The organism is Pseudomonas sp. F(2018), from assembly GCF_005508865.1.
GTDB lineage: Bacteria > Pseudomonadota > Gammaproteobacteria > Pseudomonadales > Pseudomonadaceae > Aquipseudomonas.
In genome coordinates this window covers 272,032-293,584 of the sequence record NZ_SCOM01000004.1, presented here as the reverse complement: position 1 = coordinate 293,584, position 21,553 = coordinate 272,032, and the positions used below count along the sequence as shown (strand labels likewise).

Here is a 21,553-nt window from a genome sequence, read left to right as displayed (position 1 = left end):
ATGCTGAGCGCCTCACTCAACCGCCTGAGCTGGTTCGCCTCGCCACTGGCCTTGCTGATCGCCTGGGCCCTGGTGGCACAGGCCGGCTGGTATCCGACCCAGCTGCTGGTGCCGCCGCTGCATGTTTACGAAGCCTTCGTCGAGCTGCTGGGCAGCGGCGAGCTGCGCGAACACCTGCAGAACAGCCTGTCACGCCTGGCCATAGGCTTTTCCCTAGGTGCGCTCGGCGGCCTGTTGTTCGGCACCGCCATGGCCCTGTCGAAGCAGGTGGAGGCTTACTGCGCCCCACTGTTCCACACCCTGCGGCAGATCCCCTCCATCGCCCTGATCCCGATGTTCATTCTGTTCTTTGGCGTCGAGGAGACCTTCAAGATCCTCATCGTGGTCAAGGCGGCGTTCTTCCCGGTAGCCCTGGCCACCAGCGAGGGCGTGAAGGGCATTCCGCGCAGCTACTTCGATGTGGCTGCGGTGTATCGCCTGCCGCTGTGGAGCCTGCTCAAGGACGTGGCCTTCCCCGCCGCGGCACCACCCATAGTCACCGGCCTGCGCATCAGCCTCAGCCGCTCCTGGATGGTCCTGGTCGCTGCCGAGTTGCTGGCCGCCGACAGCGGCCTCGGCCAGTTGATCGAGCTGAGCCGGCAGATGATGCGCATCGACATCGTAATGGTCGGCGTGGTGGTGACCGGGCTGGTCGGTTTCACCCTCGATTACGGCTTCCGCCTCCTGGAAAAACACCTCTTCCGCTGGAAACCACGCGCATGAAGATTCTGATCCGCTTTCTCGCGTCATTGCGCGGCCTGCTCCTGCCACTGCTGCTGATTGCCGCCTGGGAATACATGTCGCGCCAGGGCGCCAGCCAGGCTTACGCCTTCGTGCCGCTGAGCAAGATCGGCGCAGGTCTCGACGAGCTGCTGGCCAGTGGCGAGCTGTGGCTGAGCGTGGCGGCCAGCCTCGAACGTACCTGCCTCGGCCTGCTCTATGGCGTACTCGCCGGCTTCGCCGTGGGCGCGCTGATGGCCCACTCGCGTATCGCCGAACGCCTGCTCGCGCCGCTCTACCACACGCTGCGCCAGGTACCCATTCTCGGCCTGATCCCGCTGCTGGCCCTGTGGTTCGGTAGCGGCGAGTTCTCCAAGGTACTGATCGTTTCCCTGGCCGCCTTCTACCCCATGGTGCTGAACAGCTTCGAGGGCTTCAGCCATGTCGAGAAGAGCTATCAGGAGGTAGGCCGCATCTACACCCTGACGCCGCTGCAGCAGTTCACCCAGGTACAACTGCCGAGCGCCCTGCCCAGCCTGTCCAACGGTGTGCTGCATGCGCTGGCCTTCGCCTGGGTCAGCTCGGTGGGCTGCGAGCTCTTCCTCTCCACCGGCATGGGCCTCGGCAACCTGATGATGAACGCCGAGACCGGATCACGCATGGAGGTCGTGGTGATCGGCGTGCTGTGCATCGGCCTGCTTGGCTACACCATGAACCAACTGTTTACACACCTCAGCCGCCACCTGCTGCGCTGGCGCAACCTTCGCGATAGGTAACCTCATGACAGCCATTCTCGATCCACAACTGCTCGGCAACGACCTGCGCCAGCCCGGCGCGCTGGAGATCCGCGGCCTGAACAAGGCCTACCAGATCGACGGCAAGGCCCTGCCAGTGCTGCACAACATCGACCTGCAGGTACTGCCCGGAGAATTCGTCAGCATCGTCGGGGCCAGCGGTTGCGGTAAGTCATCGCTGCTGCGACTGATCGTTGGCCTGGAGAACGACTACCAGGGCCAGATCCGGCTGGATGGCGAGTCCGTGTCGGGCACCAGCCTAGACCGCGGCATCGTGTTCCAGGACCACCGCCTATTCCCCTGGAAGACCGTCGAACAGAACATCGCCCTGGCCCTCAGGAACCAACGCCTGAGCAAGCAGGAAAAGGCCGAGCGGGTGGCCGAGCACATCGCCTTGGTCGGCCTGAACGGTTTCGAGCAGGCCTACCCGCACCAGCTCTCCGGCGGCATGGCCCAGCGCGCCGCCATCGCCCGGGCGCTGATCACCCGGCCCAAGGTGCTGCTGCTCGACGAGCCCTTCGGCGCCCTCGATGCACTCACCCGCGTGCACCTGCAGCACGAACTGCAACGCATCTGGGTGCAACAACGCAGCACCATGATCATGGTCACCCATGACGTGGAAGAGGCGCTGTATCTGGGCGATCGCGTGATCGTCATGGATGCCCGCCCGGGACGCATCCGCCACGAGGTCAAGGTCGACCTGCCGCATCCACGCGAACGCAATTCGCCGGAGCTGCAAAGGCTGCGCGAGGGAATCCTCGCCGAGCTGACTGGCGACCACTGAGGGCTGGGTGATTCTGGATAGCGACGCACCACCACCCATGTCGCCGATAGCGCCCCACAGCTCGGCACCGGAGGCGTACATGTAATCCCTCTGAGCAGCGCGCCGGCCCTCCATTCGGCTCGGCCTGCTCTCCGAGCCCGTGTCGAAGTTCCTCATCTCGGCGCGATTGCAGCACCAACTAATCCAAAGCCTCATCCAGATGGAACGCAACAGGCCACTCTGCTTTCATAGTGGGTGACTGGGCTCACTCGAGTTCAGCCTCCTGCCTTGCTGAGCAAACACATGGAACTGCTCTTCTATATCGGCCCCGATCGAGGCCCCCTGGAACACTCCGACCAGCCGCTGGATAGCGGAAGCATCGGCGCCTTGCTGCAGAGCCACGACTGGTGCGAATCGCCCCTGGGACCACCCATCGGCTGGTCATCCAGCCTCAAGACCCTGATGGCCACCGTGCTGCCGGCCAAGGCGCAGATCGTGCTGTTCTGGGGGCCGCAGTTCGTCGCCCTGTACAACGACGCCTACGCGCCCAGCATCGGCGCCAAGCACCCGCGGGCGCTGGGTCGTCCGGCCGTGGAAAACTGGACCGAGCTTTGGGACGACCTCGAACCGCTGCTGCGCGGCGTGCGCGAGACGGGCGAGACCTTCTCGGCCAAGGACCGCCCCTTCTACATCGAGCGCCACGGCCAGGGCGAAACCGTCTACTTCGACGTGTCCTACTCGGCGGTGCGCGAGACCGATGGCACGGTCGGCGGCGTGCTGTGCATCGTCACCGAGACCACCGAGCGCGTGCAGTTCGAGCGCCGCCAGGCGTTCCTGCTGTCCCTCGGCCAGGCGTTGCCCGCCAGCCACGAACCGGAGCAGATCGAGGCCAGCGTCCTGCGCCGGCTCGGCGAGGCATTGGGCGCCGCACGCGTGTTCTACGGCGAGGACAATGGCGATGGCGTGAGCTTCGTCGTGCATCAGGATCACGTACAGGGTGTGCGCTCCGCCGCCGGGGTGCACCGCTACCGGGACTTCGGCACCGGCCTGCTGGCGGCGCTGCGCGCCGGGCAGACCGTAGCCCGCGCCAATATCGCCGGCGAGGCCGGGCTGAGTGTCGGCGAAGCGGCACTGTGCGCCGAGCTCGATCTGGCCGCCGCCCTCTACATACCGGTCATTCGCCTCGGCGCACTGGAGGCAACGCTGGTCATCCACTATCGCCAGCCCCACGTCTTCGCCGAGCACGAGCTGCGCCTGGCCCAGGAGGCCGCCCAACAGGCCTGGGCCTCGATCAGCCACGCGCGGGCAGAGGCGGCGCTGCGCGCCAGCTCGGCACAACTGTCGGCAATGTTCGACCAGGCCAGCGCCGGCATCGCCGTGTGCGACCGTCACTGGCAATTCACCCGAGTCAACGACCGCTACTGCGAGATCATCGGCCGGCCGCGCGAGGCTCTGCTCGGGTTGCGCATGCAGGACATCATCCACCCGGACGACCTCACCAGCCGCGAGCCCCAAGGCGATGACGGCGCGCCCTTCGAGGTCATCAGGCGCTACACGCGCCCGGACGGCACGCCGGTCTGGGTGCAGAACCAGATCACTCCACTGCTGGACGAACAGCACAACGCCAGCGGCGTGCTCTGCGTGTGCATGGACATCAGCGCCCGGGTACGCGCCGAGGCCGAGCTGCGTGAACTAAACGAGGGCCTGGAGGAACGCGTCGCGTCGATGGTCACGCAGCGCGAGACCGCGATTGCGCAGCTGCACGAAGCACGCAAGATGGAGACCATCGGCCAGCTCACCGGCGGCATCGCCCACGACTTCAACAATCTGCTGACACCGATCATGGGCACCCTGGAGCTGATCCGCCGGCGCCTGGACGACGAGCGCTCCCGGGACCTGGTCGACGGCGCGCTGCAGGCCGCGGATCGCGCGCGCATCCTGGTCGGACGCCTGCTGACCTTCGCCCGCCGGCAGACGCTCAAGCCCCAGGCGGTAGAGCTGAAGACCCTGGTCAACGGCATGCGCGAACTGATGGAGCGCTCGATCGGCCCGATGATCGCGGTGACCGTCGAGATTCCGGAGCGGCTGCCGGCGGTGGTGGTCGACCCGCATCAGCTGGAGCTGGCGATTCTCAACCTGGCGGTGAACGCCCGCGACGCCATGAGTGACGGTGGCCGGCTGGAGATCAGTGCGACCCTGGACCAGGTCGCGGCCGACCAGGTCAGCGGTCTGCCCGCCGGGCGCTACGTCTGCCTCAAAGTGGCCGACAGTGGCAGCGGCATGAACGAGGAAACCCTGCGGCGCTGCGCGGAGCCCTTCTTCTCCACCAAGGGCGTGGGCAAGGGCACCGGTCTCGGCCTGTCGATGGTGCAGGGCCTGGCCGCCCAGTCCGGCGGCGGTCTCGCCATCGCCTCGCAAGCGGGCCTGGGCACCCAGGTCAGCATCTGGCTGCCCATCACCGAAGGGGCGGCGACGGGCGAAGGCAGCGAGCCGACCGATGCCCCGCTGGCGCCGCGGCCGACTCGGGTACTGCTGGTGGAAGACGAGGAGATGGTTCGCCAGACCACCAGCCTGCAACTGCAAGATCTGGGCTACGAGATCATCGAAGCCGCCTCGGCAACGGCGGCCCTGCAGCTGATCGACGCGGGGCTGGCGCCCGACGTGCTGGTCACCGATCACATCATGCCGGACAAGACCGGCGCCCAGCTGGCCCAGGAACTGCGCCTGCGCCTCCCAGACCTGCCGGTGCTGATCATCACCGGCTACTCGAACCTGTCGCCGGCGCAGATGCATGGCTTCGAGGTGCTCGCCAAACCCTTCCGCCGCGCCGAACTGGCCGTGCGGCTCTCGCAACTGGCACACGGCAAGGGGTGAATCGGCCCGGGGCCGGATATTCTTGCCGCCCTGCCGGGCGGCATTGCCTGCTCGCCTGGCCAGATCGCGAACGGGCGCCCCAGGGTTTGGCTCCCCCGCTCCACTCCGCTAAGCTCGCCGGAACCTCATCGTAGTAAGGAAGCCTCCCATGCTCCGCCTCACCACTCTCGCCGCCGGCCTGCTGCTGTCCGCTGGCGCCTATGCCCTGTCCCTTTCCGACCTGAGCCAGAGCGACGCCAGCGGCGGCCTCAAGGATGCGCTGACCCAGGGTGCGCAAGTCGCGGTGAAACAGCTCGGCAAGCCCGGCGGCTTCAGCAATAACGACGAGGTGCGCATCGAGCTGCCCGGCAAGCTGGGCAAGGCCGCACAGACCATGAAGATGATGGGCATGGGCGAGCAGGTGGAAGAGCTGGAGGCGAGCATGAACAAGGCCGCCGAAGCCGCCGTGCCGCAGGCCCAGGCGATCCTGGTGGATGCGGTGAAGAAGATGACCGTGAGCGATGCCAAGGCCATCCTCGCCGGCGGCGAAGACTCCGCCACCCAGTACCTGAACAAGAGCAGCCGCGAACAGATCCGCGCCAAGTTCCTGCCCATCGTCAAGCAGGCCACCGACAAGGTCGGCGTGGCCCAGCAGTACAACAGCTTCGCCGGCCAGGCCGCGGCCCTCGGCGTGGTCGACGCGAAGAGCGCCAACGTCGAGAACTACGTGACCGAGCAGGCCCTCAACGGCCTGTTCAAGATGATCGCCGAGCAGGAGGCGAGCATCCGCCAGAACCCGGCCGGCGCGGCCACCAGCCTGGCCAAGAAAGTATTTGGCGCGCTGTAACCGCAGCAGCTGAAAAGCAAAAGCCCGGCAGATGCCGGGCTTTTTTGTGGCCGGGCTTGTGGCCCTACCGGGTGCCGGAACGAGTCCGGCTTCGGGGAGTAACGCGTCGTACCGGGCGGGTAGCCCCCACTAGGGTGTACGGCGCGTGGCGCGGGCGACGATCCGCCATTGCCGGGTCGGGCACCATAAGCACCCGCAATCAAAACTCTGGAGCAGCATGCCAGGGAAAGCTTTCAGCCGGCTTTCTCTGACGCGACCTGTTCGATCATCCAGCCCGCATGCATCGCTGCGCGCGGGCCTTGATCTCAGCCGATGGTCATCAGGCTGGCGTTGCCGCCGGCCGCCGCGGTGTTCACGCTCAGCGCGTGTTCGATCAGCAGACGCTCCAGCGGGATGTCGGTCTCGCCCTTATTCAGGCCATGCACGCTGACGATGGCGCCCTTGCGCTGGGCAGCCTGCTGGCTGACTTCACGCAGCTGGTCGGAATCGCCGTGGTGCAGGATGGCGTCGAACTCGGCTTCCAGGCTGGTCCAGTCGGCCACCGTGGCGATGCGCTTCTGCACCTCTTTGGGCAGCTTGCCGATCAGTTCGCGCTGGGCTTCCAGCAGCAGCGCGTGGCTACCGACCGCCAGGGTCGCGGCCAGCTGGGCCAGCAGGTCGCCGCGATCGTCGGCCAGGCACAGCACGCGCTCGCGTGGCAGCAGGGTGTAGGTGTTGCGCTCGCCGGTCGGGCCGTTCAGCACATGGCTGGTGTAGCTCTGCGACAGCTCGCCGTACTGCTCGAACAGCGCGGCCACGGCCGGCTCTTCCTTGGCCGCCCAGGTAGCAAAGGCGGCACGCGCCTTGGCCAGCTCGGCCGGCGCGCCGATGGCATGCACGTTGTCGCCCTTGAGCTGCTGAGCCACGGCGTCCTGCGGGCGGGTCGACAGCAGGCGGTACAGGTACAGCGGGCCGCCGGCCTTGGGACCGGTGCCGGACAGGCCTTCGCCACCGAACGGCTGCACGCCGACCACGGCGCCGACGATGTTGCGGTTGACGTAGAGGTTGCCGACCTTGGCGCTGTCGACCACCTGGGCGATGGTCTCGTCGATGCGGGTGTGCACGCCGAGGGTCAGGCCGTAGCCGCTGTCGTTGATCTGCTGCAGCAGATTGCCCAGCTCGGCGCGCGGGTAGCGCACCAGGTGCAGCACCGGGCCGAATATCTCGCGCTTCATCTCGTCGAAGCTGTCGAGCTCGATCAGGGTCGGCAGCACGAAGGTGCCGCGCTTGATCTCGTCGCCATCGGCGCGGGCCGCCTGGAACACCTTGCGGCCCTTCTCGCGCATGGCGGCGATGTGCGCCTCGATGCCGGCCTTGGCCTCGGCGTCGATCACCGGGCCGATGTCGGTGCACAGGCGCTCGGGCGAGCCGATGCGGTATTCGGCCATGGCGCCCTTGAGCATCTCGATCACGCGATCGGCCACGTCGTCCTGCACGCACAGTACGCGCAGGGCCGAGCAGCGCTGGCCGGCGCTGTCGAAGGCGGAGCTGACCACGTCGATCACCACCTGCTCGGCCAGGGCCGAGGAGTCGACGATCATGGCGTTGAGGCCGCCGGTCTCGGCGATCAGCGGTACGGTGCGGCCCTGGGCGTCCAGGCGACCGGCGATGTTGCGCTGGAGGATGCCAGCCACTTCGGTGGAACCGGTGAACATCACGCCACGCACGCGCTCGTCACCCACCAGGCGGGCGCCGACGGTCTCACCACGGCCCGGCAGCAGCTGCACGGCGCCAGGCGGTACACCGGCCTCCAGCAGGATGCGCACGGCTTGCGCGGCGATCAGCGGGGTCTGCTCGGCCGGCTTGGCCAGCACGGTGTTGCCGGCGGCCAGGGCGGCGGCGACCTGGCCGCTGAAGATCGCCAGCGGGAAGTTCCACGGGCTGATGCACACCACCGGGCCCAGCGGGCGGTGGCTGTCGTTGCCGAAGGCACGGGCCTGGGCGGCGTAGTAGCGGAGGAAGTCCACCGCCTCGCGCACTTCGGCAATGGCGTTGGCGAAGGTCTTGCCGGACTCGCGCACCAGCAGGCCCATCAGCTGCTGGATCTCGCTCTCCATCTGGTCGGCGGCGCGCTCCAGCACGGCGGCGCGCTCGGCAGCCTGGGTCGACTGCCAGATCTGCCCGCTGGCCTGGGCGCAGAGGATCGCGCTCTTCACGTCGGCTTCGCTGGCCTCGTGCACGTGGCCGACCAGGTCGCGGTGATCGGCCGGGTTGCGCACCGGCTCGGCCGGGCCCGGGTTCGGCGTGTCGCCGCCGAGCATCGGCGCGGCGACGTAGCTGGTGTTGGTCGACGACAGCAGTGCCGAGCTCAGCGAGCCCAGGCGGTGTTCGTTGGCCAGGTCGATGCCTTCGGAGTTCAGGCGTGCGTCGCCGTACAGGTCACGCGGCAGCGGAATGCGCGGGTGCGGCAGGCCGAGGGTGCCTTCCTGCGCAGCCATGCGCTCGACCTGCTCGACCGGGTCCAGCACCAGCTCCTTCAGCGAGATGCTCTGGTCGGCGATGCGGTTGACGAAGCTGGTGTTGGCGCCGTTTTCCAGCAGGCGACGCACCAGGTAGGCCAGCAGCGTTTCGTGGCTGCCGACCGGGGCGTAGATGCGGCACGGACGGTTGAACTTGCCGTCGGCGACCTTGCCGACCACCTGCTCGTACAGCGGCTCGCCCATGCCGTGCAGGCACTGGAACTCGTACTGGCCCGGGTAGTAGTTCTGCCCGGCGATCTGGTAGATGGCCGACAGCGAGTGGGCGTTGTGGGTAGCGAACTGCGGGTAGATGGCCTCCGGCACGGCCAGCAGCTTGCGTGCGCAGGCGATGTAGGAGATGTCGGTGTACGGCTTGCGGGTGTACACCGGGTAGCCTTCCAGGCCCTCGACCTGGGCGCGCTTGATCTCGCTGTCCCAGTAGGCGCCCTTGACCAGGCGGATCATCAGGCGGTGGCGGCTGCGCTTGGCCAGGTCGATGACGTAGTCGATCACGTACGGGCAGCGCTTCTGGTAGGCCTGGATGACGAAGCCGATGCCGTTCCAGCCGGCCAGCTCGGGGGCGAAGCACAGGCGCTCGAGCAGATCGAGGGAGATTTCCAGACGGTCGGCTTCCTCGGCGTCGATGTTGAGGCCGATGTCGTACTGCTTGGCCAGCTTGGTCAGGCCCAGCAGGATCGGGTACAGCTCGTCCATCACGCGGTCGTACTGGGCGCGGCTGTAGCGCGGGTGCAGCGCGGAGAGCTTGATCGAGATGCCCGGGCCTTCGTAGATGCCGCGGCCGTGGGAGGCCTTGCCGATGGCGTGGATGGCCTGCTCGTAGGAGGCCAGGTAACGCTTGGCGTCTTCCTCGGTCAGCGCGGCTTCGCCGAGCATGTCGTAGGAATAGCGGAAGCCCTTGCTCTCCATACTGGAGGCGTTGGCCAGGGCCTCGCCGATGGTCTCGCCGGTGACGAACTGCTCGCCCATCAGGCGCATGGCCATGTCCACGCCCTTTCGGATCACCGGCTCGCCGCTCTTGCCGATCAGGCGGTTGAGCGAGGACGACAAGCCGGCCTCGTTATGGGTAGCGACCAGCTTGCCGGTGATCAGCAGGCCCCAGGAAGCGGCGTTGACGAACATCGACGGGCTCTGGCCCAGGTGCTGGCTCCAGTTGCCGTTGGCGATCTTGTCGCGGATCAGGGCGTCGCGGGTGGCCTTGTCCGGGATGCGCAGCAGCGCCTCGGCCAGGCACATCAGCGCCACGCCTTCCTGGGACGACAGGGAGAACTCCTGCAGCAGGCCCTGCACCAGGCCCTGGCGGCCGCCGGCGTTCTTCTGGTTGCGCAGTTTCTCGGCGATGCCGAGGGCCATCTTCTGGGTGGCCTCGGCCTGCTCTTTCGGCAGACGGGCCTGCTCCAGCAGCATCGGCAGCGCCTCGGTCTCCGGACGACGATAGGCACCGGTGATGGCGGCACGCAGCACGGACTGCGGCAGGATGCTCTCGGCGAAATCGAGGAACACCTGCAGGCCCTGCTCGCTCAGCGCGTCGACCGACTCCTCACCCGCCGCGGCGGCCAGGCCGGAATGCTCGGCCGGGGTCAGACCACCTTCCACCTGTTCCAGGTAGTTGAAGATCGCCTGCTTGATCAGCCAGTGCGGCGTGCGGTCGAGCTGCTGGGCGGCTTGCTTGAGGCGTTCGCGGGTGGCGTCGTCGAGTTTCACGCCGAGGGTGGTGGTGGCCATCGGTAATCCTGTCTGAGTGGTGCGCGGTTGGCGCGCGTGGCCGAAGAGTAAACCTCCCGACAACAATGGTGCAACTAAGTGCAACCCATATCTCCGACGAGAGGCATAACTCAGTGCAACCAGGAAAAGGCACTGACTACAGACAACCTTAGACGCGCCAAACCAGGCTGCCGTGCAAACCGATGACCGAACGCCCATGAAAAAGCCCGGCAGTTGCCGGGCTTTTTCGCTGCGTAGCGCTTAGCGCTCGACTTCCTTGACCCTGAACCAAGCCGCGTAGAGCGCCGGCAGGAACAGCAGAGTCAGCGCGGTGGCGACGATCAGGCCACCCATGATGGCCACCGCCATCGGCCCGAAGAACACGCTGCGCGACATCGGGATCATCGCCAGCACCGCGGCCAGGGCGGTCAGCACGATGGGACGGAAGCGCCGCACCGTGGCCTCGATGATGGCGTGCCAGCGGTCCAGGCCGGCGGCGATGTCCTGCTCGATCTGGTCCACCAGGATCACCGAGTTGCGCATGATCATGCCGGACAGGGCGATGGTGCCGAGCATGGCGACGAAGCCGAACGGCTGCTGGAACACCAGCAGGAACAGGGTCACGCCGATCAGCCCCAGGGGCGCGGTGAGGAACACCATGGCCGCCCGCGACATGCTCTTGAGCTGCAGCATGAGCAGGGTCAGCACTACCAGGATGAACAGTGGGATGCCGGCGTTGACCGACTTCTGCCCGCGGGTCGAGTCCTCCACGGTGCCACCCACTTCCAGCAGGTAGCCGCTGGGCAGCTCGGCGCGGATCGGCTCCAGGGTCGGCAGGATCTGCTTGGTCAGGCTGGCCGGCTGCTCGCTGCCATAGATGTCGCCGAGGATGGTCACGGTCGGCAGGCGGTCGCGATGCCAGATCACGCCCTCCTCGAAGCCGTACTCCAGGGTGGCGATCTGCGACAGGGCCACGCTCTGGCCACTGCTGGTCGGCACCGCCAGGCTCGGCAGCAACTCCAGGGCCTGACGCTCACGCACGGTGCCACGCAGGAGGATCTCGATCAGCTCGTTGTCCTCGCGGAACAGGCTGACACTGGAGCCGGTCAGCGAACTCTGCAGGAACTGCGACAGGTCGGCGCTGCTCACGCCCAGGGCGCGGGCACGCTCCTGGTCGATGTTGAGGTAGACGACCTTGCTCGGCTCCTCCCAGTTCAGGTGCACGTTGGACACATGCGGGTTCTCGCGCACCTTGGCCGCTACCTGGCGGGCGATGGCACGCACTTCGTCGATGTGCTCGCCACTGACCCGCAGCTGGATCGGGAAGCCCACGGGCGGGCCGTTTTCCAGGCGCGAGACGCGGGTACGGGCGAACGGGAAGTCCTCGTTCATCACCTCGATCAGCCAGGTGCGCAGCTGCTCGCGATCCTCGATGCTCTTGGCCAGGATGACGAACTGGGCGAAGCGGGTCGCGGCCAGTTGCTGGTCCAGGGGCAGGTAGAAGCGCGGCGAGCCGTTGCCGACATAGGCCACGTAGTTGTCGATGCCCGGATGGTCCTTGAGCTTGGCTTCCAGGCGCTTGACCTGTTCCTCGGTGGCCTTCAGCGACGAGCCCTCGGTGAGCTTGATGTCGACCATCAGCTCCAGGCGCCCGGAGGCCGGGAAGAACTGCTGCGGCACGAAGCGGAACAGCACGATGGAGGCGACGAACAGGCCGAGGGTGACCAGGATCACCGTCTTGCGTCGGCGCACGCACCACTCCACCACTTCGCGCACGGTCTGGTAGAAGGTGGTCGAGTAGGGATCATGCCCCTCCGGGTTGCCGCCATGCTTCTTCGCATGCAGCTTGGCCAGGTCCGGCAGCAGGCGGTCACCCAGGTAGGGCACGAACACCACGGCGGCGACCCAGGACACCAGCAGGGCGATGCACACCACCTGGAAGATCGAGCGGGTGTATTCGCCGGTACCGGACTGGGCGGTGGCGATCGGCAGGAAGCCGGCGGCGGTGATCAGAGTGCCGGTGAGCATCGGGAAGGCCGTGCTGGTCCAGGCGAAGCTGGCCGCGCGGAAGCGGTCGTAGCCCTGCTCCATCTTGATCGCCATCATCTCCACCGCAATGATCGCGTCGTCCACCAGCAGGCCCAGCGCCAGCACCAGCGCGCCGAGGGAGATCTTGTGCAGGCCGATGCCGAAGTAGTGCATCAGGGCGAAAGTCATCGCCAGCACCAGCGGGATGGACAACGCCACCACCAGACCGGTGCGCAGGCCGAGGGAGAAGAAGCTGACCAGCAGCACGATGATCAGCGCCTCGACCAGTACCTGGACGAACTCGCCCACACCGGTCTTCACCGCCGCCGGCTGGTCGGACACCTTGTGCAGCTCCATGCCCACCGGCAGGGTCTGCTGCAGGCGGGCGAACTCGTGCTCCAGGGCCTCGCCCAGCACCAGGATGTCGCCGCCGGCCTTCATCGACACGGCGATGCCGATGGCATCCTGGCTCATGAAGCGCATGCGCGGCGCCTGCGGATCGTTGAAGCCACGATGCACCTCGGCCACGTCGCCGAGACGGAAGGTGCGGTCGCCAACGCGGATGGGGAAGTCACGAATCTCGTCGACCGAGGTGAAGCGCCCGGACACACGCATCTGCACGCGGTCGGTCGGCGTCTCGAAGAAGCCCGAATAGGCCACCGCGTTCTGCTCGTCCAGCGCCTGCTGCACGGCCGCCAGCGGCAGGCCGAGGGTGGCCAGCTTGACGTTGGACAGCTCGATCCAGATCTTCTCGTCCTGCAGGCCGAGCAGCTCGACCTTGCCCACGTCCTTGACCCGCTGCAGCTGCAGCTGCAGGCGGTCGGCGTAGTCCTTCATCACCGCGTAGTCGAAACCTTCGCCGGTGAGCGCGTAGATGTTGCCGAAGGTGGTGCCGAACTCGTCGTTGAAGAACGGCCCACGGATGCCCGGCGGCAGAGTGTGGCGGATGTCGCCGACCTTCTTGCGCACCTGGTACCAGAGCTCGGGGATGTTCTTCGAGATGATGTCGTCGCGGGCCATGAAGGTGACCACCGACTCACCCGGGCGCGAATAGGAGTTGATGAACTGGTAGTCACCGGTCTCCATCACCTTCTTCTCGATGCGCTCGGTGATCTGCCGCGAGACCTCCTCGGCAGTGGCGCCCGGCCAGTCGGTACGGATGACCATGGCCTTGAAGGTGAAGGGCGGGTCCTCGCTCTGGCCCAGCTTGGTGTAGGACAGCGCGCCGATCACCGCCAGCACCAGCATCAGGTAACGCACGACGCTGCGGTTGCGCAGCGCCCACTCGGACAGGTTGAAGGACATGGCTTACTCCTTGTGCGCCAGTGCAACCAGGCGGTTGTCGCGATCCACCGGACGCACCTTCTGCCCATCGAGCAACACGTGCACGCCGGCGGCGACAACCCAGTCGCCCTCCTTCAGGCCTTCCAGGATCGACACGCGCTCCTGGCCGTAGGCGCCGACGCGCACCGGAGTGCGCACGGCCTTGGATTCCTTGGGATCGATGACCCAGACGAAGGGCTTGCCCTTCTCCGCGCTGAGCGCGGACAGCGGCACCGACAGCGGCACCTCGCCATCGGCGGTGATCGACACGCGGGCGCTCTGCCCCACCTCGGCCTTGACCTTGGGATCGCTGAAGGTCACACGGGCAGCGAAGGTGCGCGACTGGGCGTCGGCGGCCGGCGATAGCTCGCGAATACGGCCGGGGAACTGCTTGTCCGGCTGCGACCACAGCTCGATGCTCACTTCCTGGCCGATGCGGAAGCGCTCCAGGGCATGCTCCGGCACGCTGATCAGCACTTCACGCTCGCCATCGACGGCCAGGGTGAACACGGTCTGGCCGGCGGCCACCACCTGGCCCACTTCGGCCAGGCGGCGTGCCACCAGGCCATCTTGGGAGGCACGCAGCACCGAGTAGCCGGCCTGGTTGCTGGCCACGTCGAATTCGGCCTTGATCTGCTTCACCCGCGCCTCGCCGGCGCGGTACTGGTTCTCGACCGTGTCGTACTGCGACTGGCTGATCAGCTGGCGGGCCAGCAGGGTCTTGTAGCGGTCGCGCTCGGAGCGCACCAGCTTGAGGTTGGCCTCGGCGGCGTTGACCTGGGCCCGGGCCGCCTCCAGCTGCAGTTTGACGTCCTGGGCATCCAGCTCGGCCAGCGGCTGGTCCTTGCGCACCCGGTCACCGGCGTCCACCAGGCGCTTGGTGATCTTGCCGCCGATGCGGAACGCCAGCTCCGGCTCGAAGCGCGCACGCACTTCGCCGGGGTAGGTATCCACCGCATCCGCCGCCGGCAGTGGGTGCACCACCATGGCCGGGCGCGCCGGAGCCTCGACGGTTTCACCGTTGCCACAGGCAACCAGCAGGGAGATCAGCGACAGAGGCACAGCGAGCGACAGAGCATGACGGAGCATGATGGACGACCTTTCGCAAAAAGATGCTTGGAATACTTATACTGCCCGGTATAGTAAAAATAGCGAACTCGCCAGTCCAGTATTAAAAAGCCAAATGTCCGACAAATCGTTTCAGTCCACCGGCGGCCCCGGACGGCCAAAGGATCCCGCCAAACGCCTGGCCATTCTGGAAGCCGCCAAGCGCTTGTTCATGCACAACGGCTACGACGGCAGCAGCATGGATGCCATCGCGGCCGAGGCCGGGGTGTCCAAGCTCACGGTGTACAGCCACTTCACCGACAAGGAGACGCTGTTCGCCTGCGCGGTGGAGTCCAAGTGCGCGGAACAGCTGCCGCCGCTGTTCTTCGAACTGCGCCCGGACAGCAGCATCGAGCAGGCTTTGCTGGCCATCGCCCGCGGCTTCAACGCACTGATCAACAGCGAGGAATCCCTGGCCATGCACCGCCTGATGGTGGCCCAGGGGGCACAGAATCCGCAGCTGTCCCAGCTGTTCTTCAGCGCCGGTCCACAGCGGGTGATCGACGCCATGCAGCATCTGCTGGAGCAGGCCAATAGCCGCGGCCAGCTGCAGGTCGACAACCCGCAGCACGCCGCCGAGCACTTCTTCTGCCTGATCAAGGGCGGCTGCCACTTCCGCCTGCTGATGGGCGTGGCCCAGCCGCTCGGCGCCCAGGAGGCCGAGGAGCACGTGCTGGAAGTGGTGCAGCTGTTCGTGCGCGCATACAGGCCATAGAGCCTGCTTACGATCTTTTGAGCTAGAGCCAGGCAAGGCGAAATTGGGAGAGGGTGCGGAGTTTACAAGTAGTAAATGAGCAGCCCGAACCCAATTTCAACGCAGCATGGCCGACGATCAAGAGGTCGTCGGCAGGCTCTTAGGGCTTGAGGGCCTTCTTCGGGTAGATATCGTAGCGGCTGGATTTGCCCTCCAGCGCATAGCTCGGCTTGGCGCCCTCGATAATCGGCGCCTTGCGCGGACGCTTGGCCACCACCCGGTGGCTGGCCAGGGCCAGGGCGGCCTCGAGCAGTGCGGGAGCGTCCATGTCGTCGCCCACCAGCGGGCGGAACAGGCGCATCTCCTTCTTCACCAGTGCGCTCTTGTCACGGTGCGGGAACATCGGGTCGAGATAGATCACCTGGGGCGGCTCGCCCTGCCAATCACGCATCAGCTCGATGGCATTGCCTTGTAGCAGGCGCATCTGCGCGGCGATGGGCGCCACCTCGGCGTCGCGGGCGGCGCGCGCCAGGCCGTCCTCGAGCAAGGCGGCGATGATCGGCTGACGCTCACTCATGGTCACCGCACAGCCCAGGCTCGCCAGCACGAAGGCATCGCGCCCCAGCCCCGCCGTGGCATCCAGCACGCTCGGACGCACGCCCGGCTGTACACCGACCGCCTTGGCGATCATCTGCCCGCTGCCGCCGCCATACAGGCGACGATGGGCCACGGCGCCCTCGACGAAGTCCACCCGCACCGGCCCCGGCGCCTGCGGCCCCAGCTCGGCCAGTTGCAGGCCCTCCTCGCCCAGCTGCAGGGCGAACTCGGCCTCGCCCTGCAACGGCAGCCCCAGGCGCTCGGCCCAGCGACCGGCGGACTCGGCAAACACGGGCAACTGGGCCTCGACTCGAATTCTGGTTATAGGCCGCTCGTCGCTCATCGGGAAATATGCTCAAAAAACGTTCAACAGGGACGGCGCGCGGCCGATAGAACAGTAACGCCCTATTCTGCCAGAGGCGGCCAGCGGCGGCCGCAACGAGTTCCCCCATGTTCGACGCCCTCTCCGCACCTCGCTCCTCCGCGCTGGACAAGCAGCTGGACGCCGGCCTGCGCGACTCCCTCGACTACCAGATCCTGCGCCGTACCCTGATGCCCAAGGGCGAGCAGCCGCCTCCCGAGGCAGCGGCCGAGATCGAAGAGGCCAGCCAGCCAGACGCCGCCGATGCTCCACCGGTAGACGCCATGGCCCAGGCCGCCAGTTTCCAGCAGGTATTGCAGCAGCGCGAACTGCAGCTCAACGTGACCGCCAACCCGCAGCCGCAGAAGACCGACCCACTGGTGCTGGACCTGGCCAGCAATGGCTTCACCACCCGCGGGCTGGACGACGCCGTACGTTTCGACCTGGACGCCGATGGCCGCAACGACCGGATCAGCGCCCCCAGCGGCGACGACGCCCTGCTGGCCCTGGACCGCAATGGCAATGGCCGCATCGATGATGGCCGCGAGCTGTTCGGCGACCAGAACGGCGCCACCAATGGTTTCGCCGAGCTGGCCAGGCACGACGACAACCGCGATGGCCGCATCGATGCCCAGGATGCGGTGTTCGATCGCCTGCGCCTGCTGCGCTTCGATGCCGCCGGCAAGCAGCAGGCCCAGAGCCTGACCCAGGCCGGCGTGGCCGCCATCGAGCTGCAGGCCCATGACGTCAAGCAGGCGCTTGGCGCCTACGACGAGATCGCCCAGCTCGGCCAGTTCGAATTCGCCGACGGTCGCCGCGGCCAGGCCGCCGACCTGCTGCTGGCGCGCCGCTAGCCGTTGCGCAGGCGCTAGCGACAGAGGCGAAACAGCCCCATATCCAGGTGGAAATGGTCGCGATGGGCGGCGTTGTACTCCGGCCCCAGGATGACGTTGAAACTGGAGCACGCCGCATCGCGCACCTGGCGCAGGAACAGCGCCTCCTGCCCCGCCCCTTCCCAGTGCCTGGCCACACTGATGCGCCGCCCGTCCTGTAGGCGAAAGCCGGCGATATCCAGGGCGTTGGCGCTGGCGTGCTGGCTGCGCCGCTGACTGGTGCCGATGTTGCGGCAGGCGAAGCTGCCCAGATGCTCGACCCGCGCCACCGGCTGGCCGAATGCCTGGCGCGCGGCCGGCTGCAGGCCATGTTCCTCAAACAGGGCGTAGGCCACGGCCAGCTTGCAGCTGGCGAGGAACGCCGAGCTGAACTGCACACCGGCGCGCTGCACCCGCACCGCATTCTCCACGGCGCAACCGGCGGCGGGTTCGCTGTCCGCCACCGCCGTGTAGCGCAGCACGCTGCTGTCCAGCGCCAGCCGGCAAAGCTGGGGATCGCGCTGCAGGCGCATCAGTTTGTAGCCGGTGAGCAGGTTGGGCGGTTGGCGTACGTCCAGCGGCGTCCAGGGATTCCATGCTGGCGGCACGGGCAACCAGCCGCGGTAAACCGCCAGCGGCGTGCCGAGCAGCATCAGCAGCACCAGCAAGCAGAACGCACGGCGCATGCCGTCAGCCGAACAGGTCGTTGATCTCGTCGAACGGCATGGCCTCGCCCATCGTCGCCAGGCTGCCACGGGCCAGCTCGCCGGCGGCGAAGAAGAATTCGCCGTAGGCGACCCGCGCCAGGTTGGAGCCGACGCTGACCCGCTTCACCCCCAGCTCGATCAGCTCGGCCAGGGACAGGCGCAGGCTGGGGGAGCCGACCAGCACGTTGACCGGTCGCGGCGCCACGGCCTCCACCACCGCCTTGATCTCCTCGCGGCTGCGCAGCCCGGGTGCATAGAGCACATCGGCACCGGCCTCGGCATAGGCCACCAGGCGGCGGATGGTGTCGTCCAGATCGGCGCGGCCGTGCAGGAAGTTCTCCGCCCGCGCGGCCAGGGTGAAGGGGAAGTCCAGCGCACGCGCCGCCTCCACCGCAGCGCGGATACGCTCCACGGCCAAGTCCTGCGGATAGATCGGCATATTGGCACGGCCCGTGGCGTCCTCGATGGAGCCGCCGACCAGGCCGATCCCGGCAGCCAGGCGGATGGTCGCCGCACAGTCCTCGGGGGCATCGCCGTAGCCGTTCTCCAGGTCGGCGGCCACCGGCAGCGGCGTCGCCTCGACTATCGCGCGGGCATTGGCCAGGCATTCGTCGCGGCTCACCGCACCTTCCGCGTCACGCCGCCCCAAGGAGAAGGCCAGGCCGGCGCTGGTGGTGGCCAGGGCCTGGAAGCCGAGCCGGGCGAGCATCTTCGCCGAACCGGCGTCCCAAGGGTTGGGCAGGACCAGCAGGCCCTCGCCCTGGTGCAGAGCCCGGAAGGTTTCGCCACGTTCTCGCTGGGTACTCATGGTGCTGCTCCTTGCGCTGAGTGAAGTGGCAACCCTAGCCGCCCGCATGACGGACGGAAAGGCGCGCCCCTGTCAGAGCAGACCGAGCTGCTCCACCTCGGGTTCCACCTGCGCCAGCGCCGGCAGGCCGGGCAGGCGCTCGCTAAGGGCGGCGTGGAAGCGCAGGGCCTGGGCCGCCGCCAGGTGGTTGTCCGGGGTATGCAGGAACACATGAGGCTTCAGGCCCTGCTCGATCCAGGCGGCGACCTTGTCCAGCCAGGGTTCGAGAAAGGCCTGGTTGGCATCCAGGTCCGGCCCGCCGATGAAGCGCAGCTGCGGGCTGGCGCTGAAAGCCGTCGGCCGTGGCGGCAGGCGCGGCTTCTTCGACTGGGCATGCAGCACCGCGGCGTCGCGCGAGGTGCAGGCGAACAGCGCCCGCGAGTCCAGACAGATGCGCTCCACCCCGCGCTCCTGCAGGCTTCGATTGAGCAGGCGCTCGTCCTCCTCCCTGGCGAAGAACGCCGGATGGCGCAGCTCCACGGCAATGGCGCGACTGGAGAACTCGTCGAGCCAGGCCAGCAGCTCGCCCAGGCGCGACGGACCGAAACTAGCCGGCACCTGCAACCACAGGGGTGCGACCCGCTCGCCGAGCGGCGCCAGCAGCTGCAGGAAGTCGGTGGTGGCGGTGAAGTGGTCGCGCAGATCGCCGTTATGGCTGATATCGCGTGGCAGCTTGGCGCAGAAGCGAAAGTGCGCCGGCATCTGCTCGGCCCAGCGCTGCACGGTCTGCGGCGCGGGCCGGGCATAGAAGGTGGTATTGCCCTCCACTGCATTGAAGGTGGCGGCATAGTGGCTCAGGGTATCGGCGGGGCGCAGGTCGGCGGGATAGAAGCTGCCGCGCCAGGCCGGCTCGTTCCACGACGGGCAGCCGAGGAAGTAAGGCAGCATCAGGCGTAGAGGTCGAGGCCGAGAACTTCGCTGGCGTCGCGGTCGTCGGTGTAGCCGGCGGTGTTGCCGTAGGCGGCCAGGGCCTGGTTGGCCTTGGCACTGAAGCCGCGCTGCTGCTGGGTGACGTTGTCCTGGTAGCGCGCCGGCAGGCTGTCGCTGCTGGCGTTGCCGGCCTGCACCTTGCGCGGCTGGGCGAGCTGCTCGTAACCCTGGGTGGCGGACGGCGAAGCGGGCTGTTCGCGGCGTTGCTCGACCTCGCGCTGCGCCTCACGGAAAGGCGTGACCGCGCTGCCCGGGCGAGAGCTGCGATCCAGCGAATAAGAGGAAGAGAGGCCGTCGAGACGCATCGGTTACTGCTCGGAATACGTGGGTGGCAATTTAGCGGCGCCAGATAAAAATGGCAATTTGCTCAGGCCGGCAGCGGACGGAAGGCGCCACAGCGAAGCGGCAGGCCTAGGGCTTGGGGGCCTTGGGCGTGGCCACGTTGTCCCGCAGATACACCGGCTGCGCCTCGTCGGCTGGCAGCGCCTCGCCGCGCTGCCAGGCGAAAGTTGCCAGGTTCAGCAGGTCCTGGGCATGCGGCAGCATGGCGTTGTCGCTGCCACTCGGGGTCAGGGCGATACGCGCGCCATAGGTGCCCCAGCCGGTGCCGGCGGCGAACCAGTCGCCACTGGCGCCACGCGGCAGCTCGGCACGCTCCGGCGTCAGCACCGCCTCGATACCCTGCAGGCGCATCTCGCCCTGCTCGGCGGCGTAGCAACCCCAGTACACCTCGTCCATGCGCGCATCGATGGCCGCGGCCACCTGCTGCGCGCCATGCTCGCGCAGCGCACGCTGGGCCAGCACCGCCAGGTTGGAAACCGGTAGCACCGGCTTGTCCAGGGCGAACGCCAGGCCCTGAACCACGCCGATGGCGATGCGCACGCCGGTGAAGGCACCCGGGCCGCGGCCGAAGGCAATGGCATCCACCGCGGCCAGGGCCACCCCGGCCTCGCCGAGCAGGTCGTGGATCATCGGCAGCAGGCGCTGGGCGTGCAGGCGTGGCGCCACTTCGTAGTGGCTGAGCACCTTGCCGTCGTGCAGCAGGGCGACGGAGCAGGCTTCGGTGGCGGTATCCAGGGCCAGCAGGGTGGTCATCGGCATATCCGGTGGGGCAGAAAAAGGCGGGCAGTATAAACGCCAACGGCCCGCGATGCGGGCCGTTGGACAGAACGCACAGCCAATCAGCTGAGGGCGGCGAACACCTTGGCGGTGATCTCGTCCACCGAGCCGACGCCGGCGATGGCGCTGTACTTCGGGGTGCCTTCGGCGGCGGCCAGCTTCTGGTAGAAGTCCACCAGCGGCTTGGTCTGCGAGTGGTAGACGGACAGGCGGTGACGCACGGTTTCCTCGGTGTCGTCCTTGCGCTGGACTAGCTCGTCGCCGGTCTCGTCGTCCTTGCCTTCCACCTTCGGCGGATTGTAGACCAGGTGGTAGACGCGGCCGCTGGCCTCGTGCACACGGCGACCGGCGATGCGCTGGACGATCTCTTCGTCGTCGACGGCGATCTCGACCACGTTGTCGATGGTCACGCCGGCTTCCTTCAGGGCTTCGGCCTGGGGAATGGTGCGTGGGAAGCCGTCGAACAGGAAGCCCTTGGCGCAATCCGGCTGTGCGATGCGCTCCTTGACCAGGTTGATGATCAGGTCATCGGAGACCAGACCGCCGCTTTCCATGATGCTCTTGGCCTTCAGGCCCAGCTCGGTGCCGGCCTTGACCGCGGCACGCAGCATGTCGCCGGTGGAAATCTGCGGAATACCGAACTTCTTGGTGATGAAACCAGCCTGGGTACCTTTGCCGGCACCGGGCGCCCCCAGCAGAATCACGCGCATCGAAGTGCTCCTCAAAATAAAG

At 67.3% G+C, this 21,553-nt stretch carries 17 protein-coding genes; 7 read left to right on the top strand and 10 right to left on the bottom strand.

Features of this window, described 5'->3' with window-relative positions; translation table 11 throughout:
* The 5 genes from FFS62_RS18340 (at position 1) to FFS62_RS18320 (ending at position 6,016) form a co-directional block, all read left to right on the top strand.
* Entirely contained in the window at positions 1-762 is a 762-nt protein-coding gene (locus FFS62_RS18340) for an ABC transporter permease (RefSeq protein WP_137974284.1), read from the top strand.
* Positions 759-1,535, top strand: coding sequence for an ABC transporter permease (locus FFS62_RS18335; RefSeq protein WP_371920154.1), 777 nt, complete (start codon positions 759-761; stop codon positions 1,533-1,535). The genes FFS62_RS18340 and FFS62_RS18335 overlap by 4 nt, the downstream gene beginning before the upstream one ends.
* A gap of 4 nt (positions 1,536-1,539) precedes the next feature.
* Positions 1,540-2,337: an ABC transporter ATP-binding protein gene (locus FFS62_RS18330; protein ID WP_137974283.1), complete on the top strand. Its 798-nt coding sequence runs from the start codon at positions 1,540-1,542 to the stop codon at positions 2,335-2,337.
* 282 nt (positions 2,338-2,619) lie between these two features.
* Positions 2,620-5,190, top strand: a complete 2,571-nt coding sequence (locus FFS62_RS18325) for a PAS domain-containing protein (RefSeq protein WP_137974282.1) — start codon at positions 2,620-2,622, stop codon at positions 5,188-5,190.
* A 148-nt stretch (positions 5,191-5,338) separates the two neighbouring features.
* Entirely contained in the window at positions 5,339-6,016 is a 678-nt protein-coding gene (locus FFS62_RS18320) for a DUF4197 domain-containing protein (protein WP_137974281.1), read from the top strand.
* Positions 6,017-6,321: 305 nt separating this feature from the next.
* Here the strand turns inward: FFS62_RS18320 and putA are convergent, their stop codons facing one another.
* From putA to FFS62_RS18305, 3 genes are all read right to left on the bottom strand, one after another.
* The gene (gene putA, locus FFS62_RS18315) at positions 6,322-10,257 is read right to left on the bottom strand and encodes a trifunctional transcriptional regulator/proline dehydrogenase/L-glutamate gamma-semialdehyde dehydrogenase (RefSeq protein ID WP_137974280.1); all 3,936 of its coding nucleotides are present in this window, start codon (positions 10,255-10,257) and stop codon (positions 6,322-6,324) included.
* A gap of 240 nt (positions 10,258-10,497) precedes the next feature.
* The gene (locus FFS62_RS18310) at positions 10,498-13,569 is read right to left on the bottom strand and encodes an efflux RND transporter permease subunit (RefSeq protein WP_137974279.1); all 3,072 of its coding nucleotides are present in this window, start codon (positions 13,567-13,569) and stop codon (positions 10,498-10,500) included.
* A gap of 3 nt (positions 13,570-13,572) precedes the next feature.
* On the bottom strand, positions 13,573-14,676 hold the full coding sequence (locus FFS62_RS18305) for an efflux RND transporter periplasmic adaptor subunit (RefSeq protein ID WP_137974278.1): 1,104 nt from the start codon (positions 14,674-14,676) through the stop codon (positions 13,573-13,575).
* Between the two features lie 94 nt (positions 14,677-14,770).
* On the opposite strand from FFS62_RS18305, the gene FFS62_RS18300 reads away from it, so the two are divergent.
* A complete protein-coding gene (locus FFS62_RS18300) occupies positions 14,771-15,409 on the top strand; it encodes a TetR/AcrR family transcriptional regulator (RefSeq protein ID WP_137974277.1) in 639 nt (212 codons plus the stop codon).
* 139 nt (positions 15,410-15,548) lie between these two features.
* Here the strand turns inward: FFS62_RS18300 and FFS62_RS18295 are convergent, their stop codons facing one another.
* Positions 15,549-16,328 carry a class I SAM-dependent methyltransferase gene (locus FFS62_RS18295; RefSeq protein WP_137974276.1) on the bottom strand — a complete coding sequence of 260 codons (780 nt, stop codon included), beginning with the start codon at positions 16,326-16,328 and terminating at the stop codon, positions 15,549-15,551.
* A 107-nt stretch (positions 16,329-16,435) separates the two neighbouring features.
* Between FFS62_RS18295 and FFS62_RS18290 the strand changes: the two genes are divergently transcribed.
* On the top strand, positions 16,436-17,200 hold the full coding sequence (locus tag FFS62_RS18290) for a hypothetical protein (protein ID WP_137974275.1): 765 nt from the start codon (positions 16,436-16,438) through the stop codon (positions 17,198-17,200).
* Between the two features lie 14 nt (positions 17,201-17,214).
* Here the strand turns inward: FFS62_RS18290 and FFS62_RS18285 are convergent, their stop codons facing one another.
* From FFS62_RS18285 to adk, 6 genes are all read right to left on the bottom strand, one after another.
* The gene (locus FFS62_RS18285; protein ID WP_137974274.1) at positions 17,215-17,904 is read right to left on the bottom strand and encodes an extensin family protein; all 690 of its coding nucleotides are present in this window, start codon (positions 17,902-17,904) and stop codon (positions 17,215-17,217) included.
* A gap of 4 nt (positions 17,905-17,908) precedes the next feature.
* Positions 17,909-18,733, bottom strand: a complete 825-nt coding sequence (locus FFS62_RS18280; protein ID WP_137974273.1) for an oxaloacetate decarboxylase — start codon at positions 18,731-18,733, stop codon at positions 17,909-17,911.
* A 72-nt stretch (positions 18,734-18,805) separates the two neighbouring features.
* Positions 18,806-19,660, bottom strand: coding sequence for a DUF72 domain-containing protein (locus FFS62_RS18275; RefSeq protein WP_137974272.1), 855 nt, complete (start codon positions 19,658-19,660; stop codon positions 18,806-18,808).
* Complete coding sequence (locus tag FFS62_RS18270) at positions 19,660-20,007, bottom strand: hypothetical protein (protein ID WP_137974271.1); 348 nt, start codon at positions 20,005-20,007, stop codon at positions 19,660-19,662. Before FFS62_RS18270 ends, FFS62_RS18275 begins: the two co-directional genes overlap by 1 nt.
* Before the next feature lie 106 nt (positions 20,008-20,113).
* Positions 20,114-20,797, bottom strand: a complete 684-nt coding sequence (gene tsaB, locus FFS62_RS18265; RefSeq protein WP_137974270.1) for a tRNA (adenosine(37)-N6)-threonylcarbamoyltransferase complex dimerization subunit type 1 TsaB — start codon at positions 20,795-20,797, stop codon at positions 20,114-20,116.
* An 86-nt stretch (positions 20,798-20,883) separates the two neighbouring features.
* Positions 20,884-21,531 (bottom strand): adenylate kinase, encoded by a 648-nt coding sequence (gene adk / locus FFS62_RS18260; RefSeq protein WP_137974269.1) that lies wholly within the window; start codon positions 21,529-21,531, stop codon positions 20,884-20,886.
* Between the last annotated feature and the right edge of the window lie 22 nt (positions 21,532-21,553).

Excerpts from the sequence above, each read along its gene's own strand:
- adk (WP_137974269.1), bottom strand. The coding sequence starts at position 21,531 with ATGCGCGTGATTCTGCTGGGGGCGCCCGGTGCCGGCAAAGGTACCCAG.
- tsaB (WP_137974270.1), bottom strand. The coding sequence starts at position 20,797 with ATGACCACCCTGCTGGCCCTGGATACCGCCACCGAAGCCTGCTCCGTC.
- FFS62_RS18295 (WP_137974276.1), bottom strand. The coding sequence starts at position 16,328 with ATGAGCGACGAGCGGCCTATAACCAGAATTCGAGTCGAGGCCCAGTTG.
- putA (WP_137974280.1), bottom strand. The coding sequence starts at position 10,257 with ATGGCCACCACCACCCTCGGCGTGAAACTCGACGACGCCACCCGCGAA.
- FFS62_RS18300 (WP_137974277.1), top strand. The coding sequence starts at position 14,771 with ATGTCCGACAAATCGTTTCAGTCCACCGGCGGCCCCGGACGGCCAAAG.
- FFS62_RS18310 (WP_137974279.1), bottom strand. The coding sequence starts at position 13,569 with ATGTCCTTCAACCTGTCCGAGTGGGCGCTGCGCAACCGCAGCGTCGTG.
- FFS62_RS18275 (WP_137974272.1), bottom strand. The coding sequence starts at position 19,660 with ATGCTGCCTTACTTCCTCGGCTGCCCGTCGTGGAACGAGCCGGCCTGG.
- FFS62_RS18305 (WP_137974278.1), bottom strand. The coding sequence starts at position 14,676 with ATGCTCCGTCATGCTCTGTCGCTCGCTGTGCCTCTGTCGCTGATCTCC.
- FFS62_RS18280 (WP_137974273.1), bottom strand. The coding sequence starts at position 18,733 with ATGAGTACCCAGCGAGAACGTGGCGAAACCTTCCGGGCTCTGCACCAG.
- FFS62_RS18285 (WP_137974274.1), bottom strand. The coding sequence starts at position 17,904 with ATGCGCCGTGCGTTCTGCTTGCTGGTGCTGCTGATGCTGCTCGGCACG.
- FFS62_RS18270 (WP_137974271.1), bottom strand. The coding sequence starts at position 20,007 with ATGCGTCTCGACGGCCTCTCTTCCTCTTATTCGCTGGATCGCAGCTCT.
- FFS62_RS18330 (WP_137974283.1), top strand. The coding sequence starts at position 1,540 with ATGACAGCCATTCTCGATCCACAACTGCTCGGCAACGACCTGCGCCAG.
- FFS62_RS18325 (WP_137974282.1), top strand. The coding sequence starts at position 2,620 with ATGGAACTGCTCTTCTATATCGGCCCCGATCGAGGCCCCCTGGAACAC.
- FFS62_RS18290 (WP_137974275.1), top strand. The coding sequence starts at position 16,436 with ATGTTCGACGCCCTCTCCGCACCTCGCTCCTCCGCGCTGGACAAGCAG.
- FFS62_RS18340 (WP_137974284.1), top strand. The coding sequence starts at position 1 with ATGCTGAGCGCCTCACTCAACCGCCTGAGCTGGTTCGCCTCGCCACTG.
- FFS62_RS18320 (WP_137974281.1), top strand. The coding sequence starts at position 5,339 with ATGCTCCGCCTCACCACTCTCGCCGCCGGCCTGCTGCTGTCCGCTGGC.
- FFS62_RS18335 (WP_371920154.1), top strand. The coding sequence starts at position 759 with ATGAAGATTCTGATCCGCTTTCTCGCGTCATTGCGCGGCCTGCTCCTG.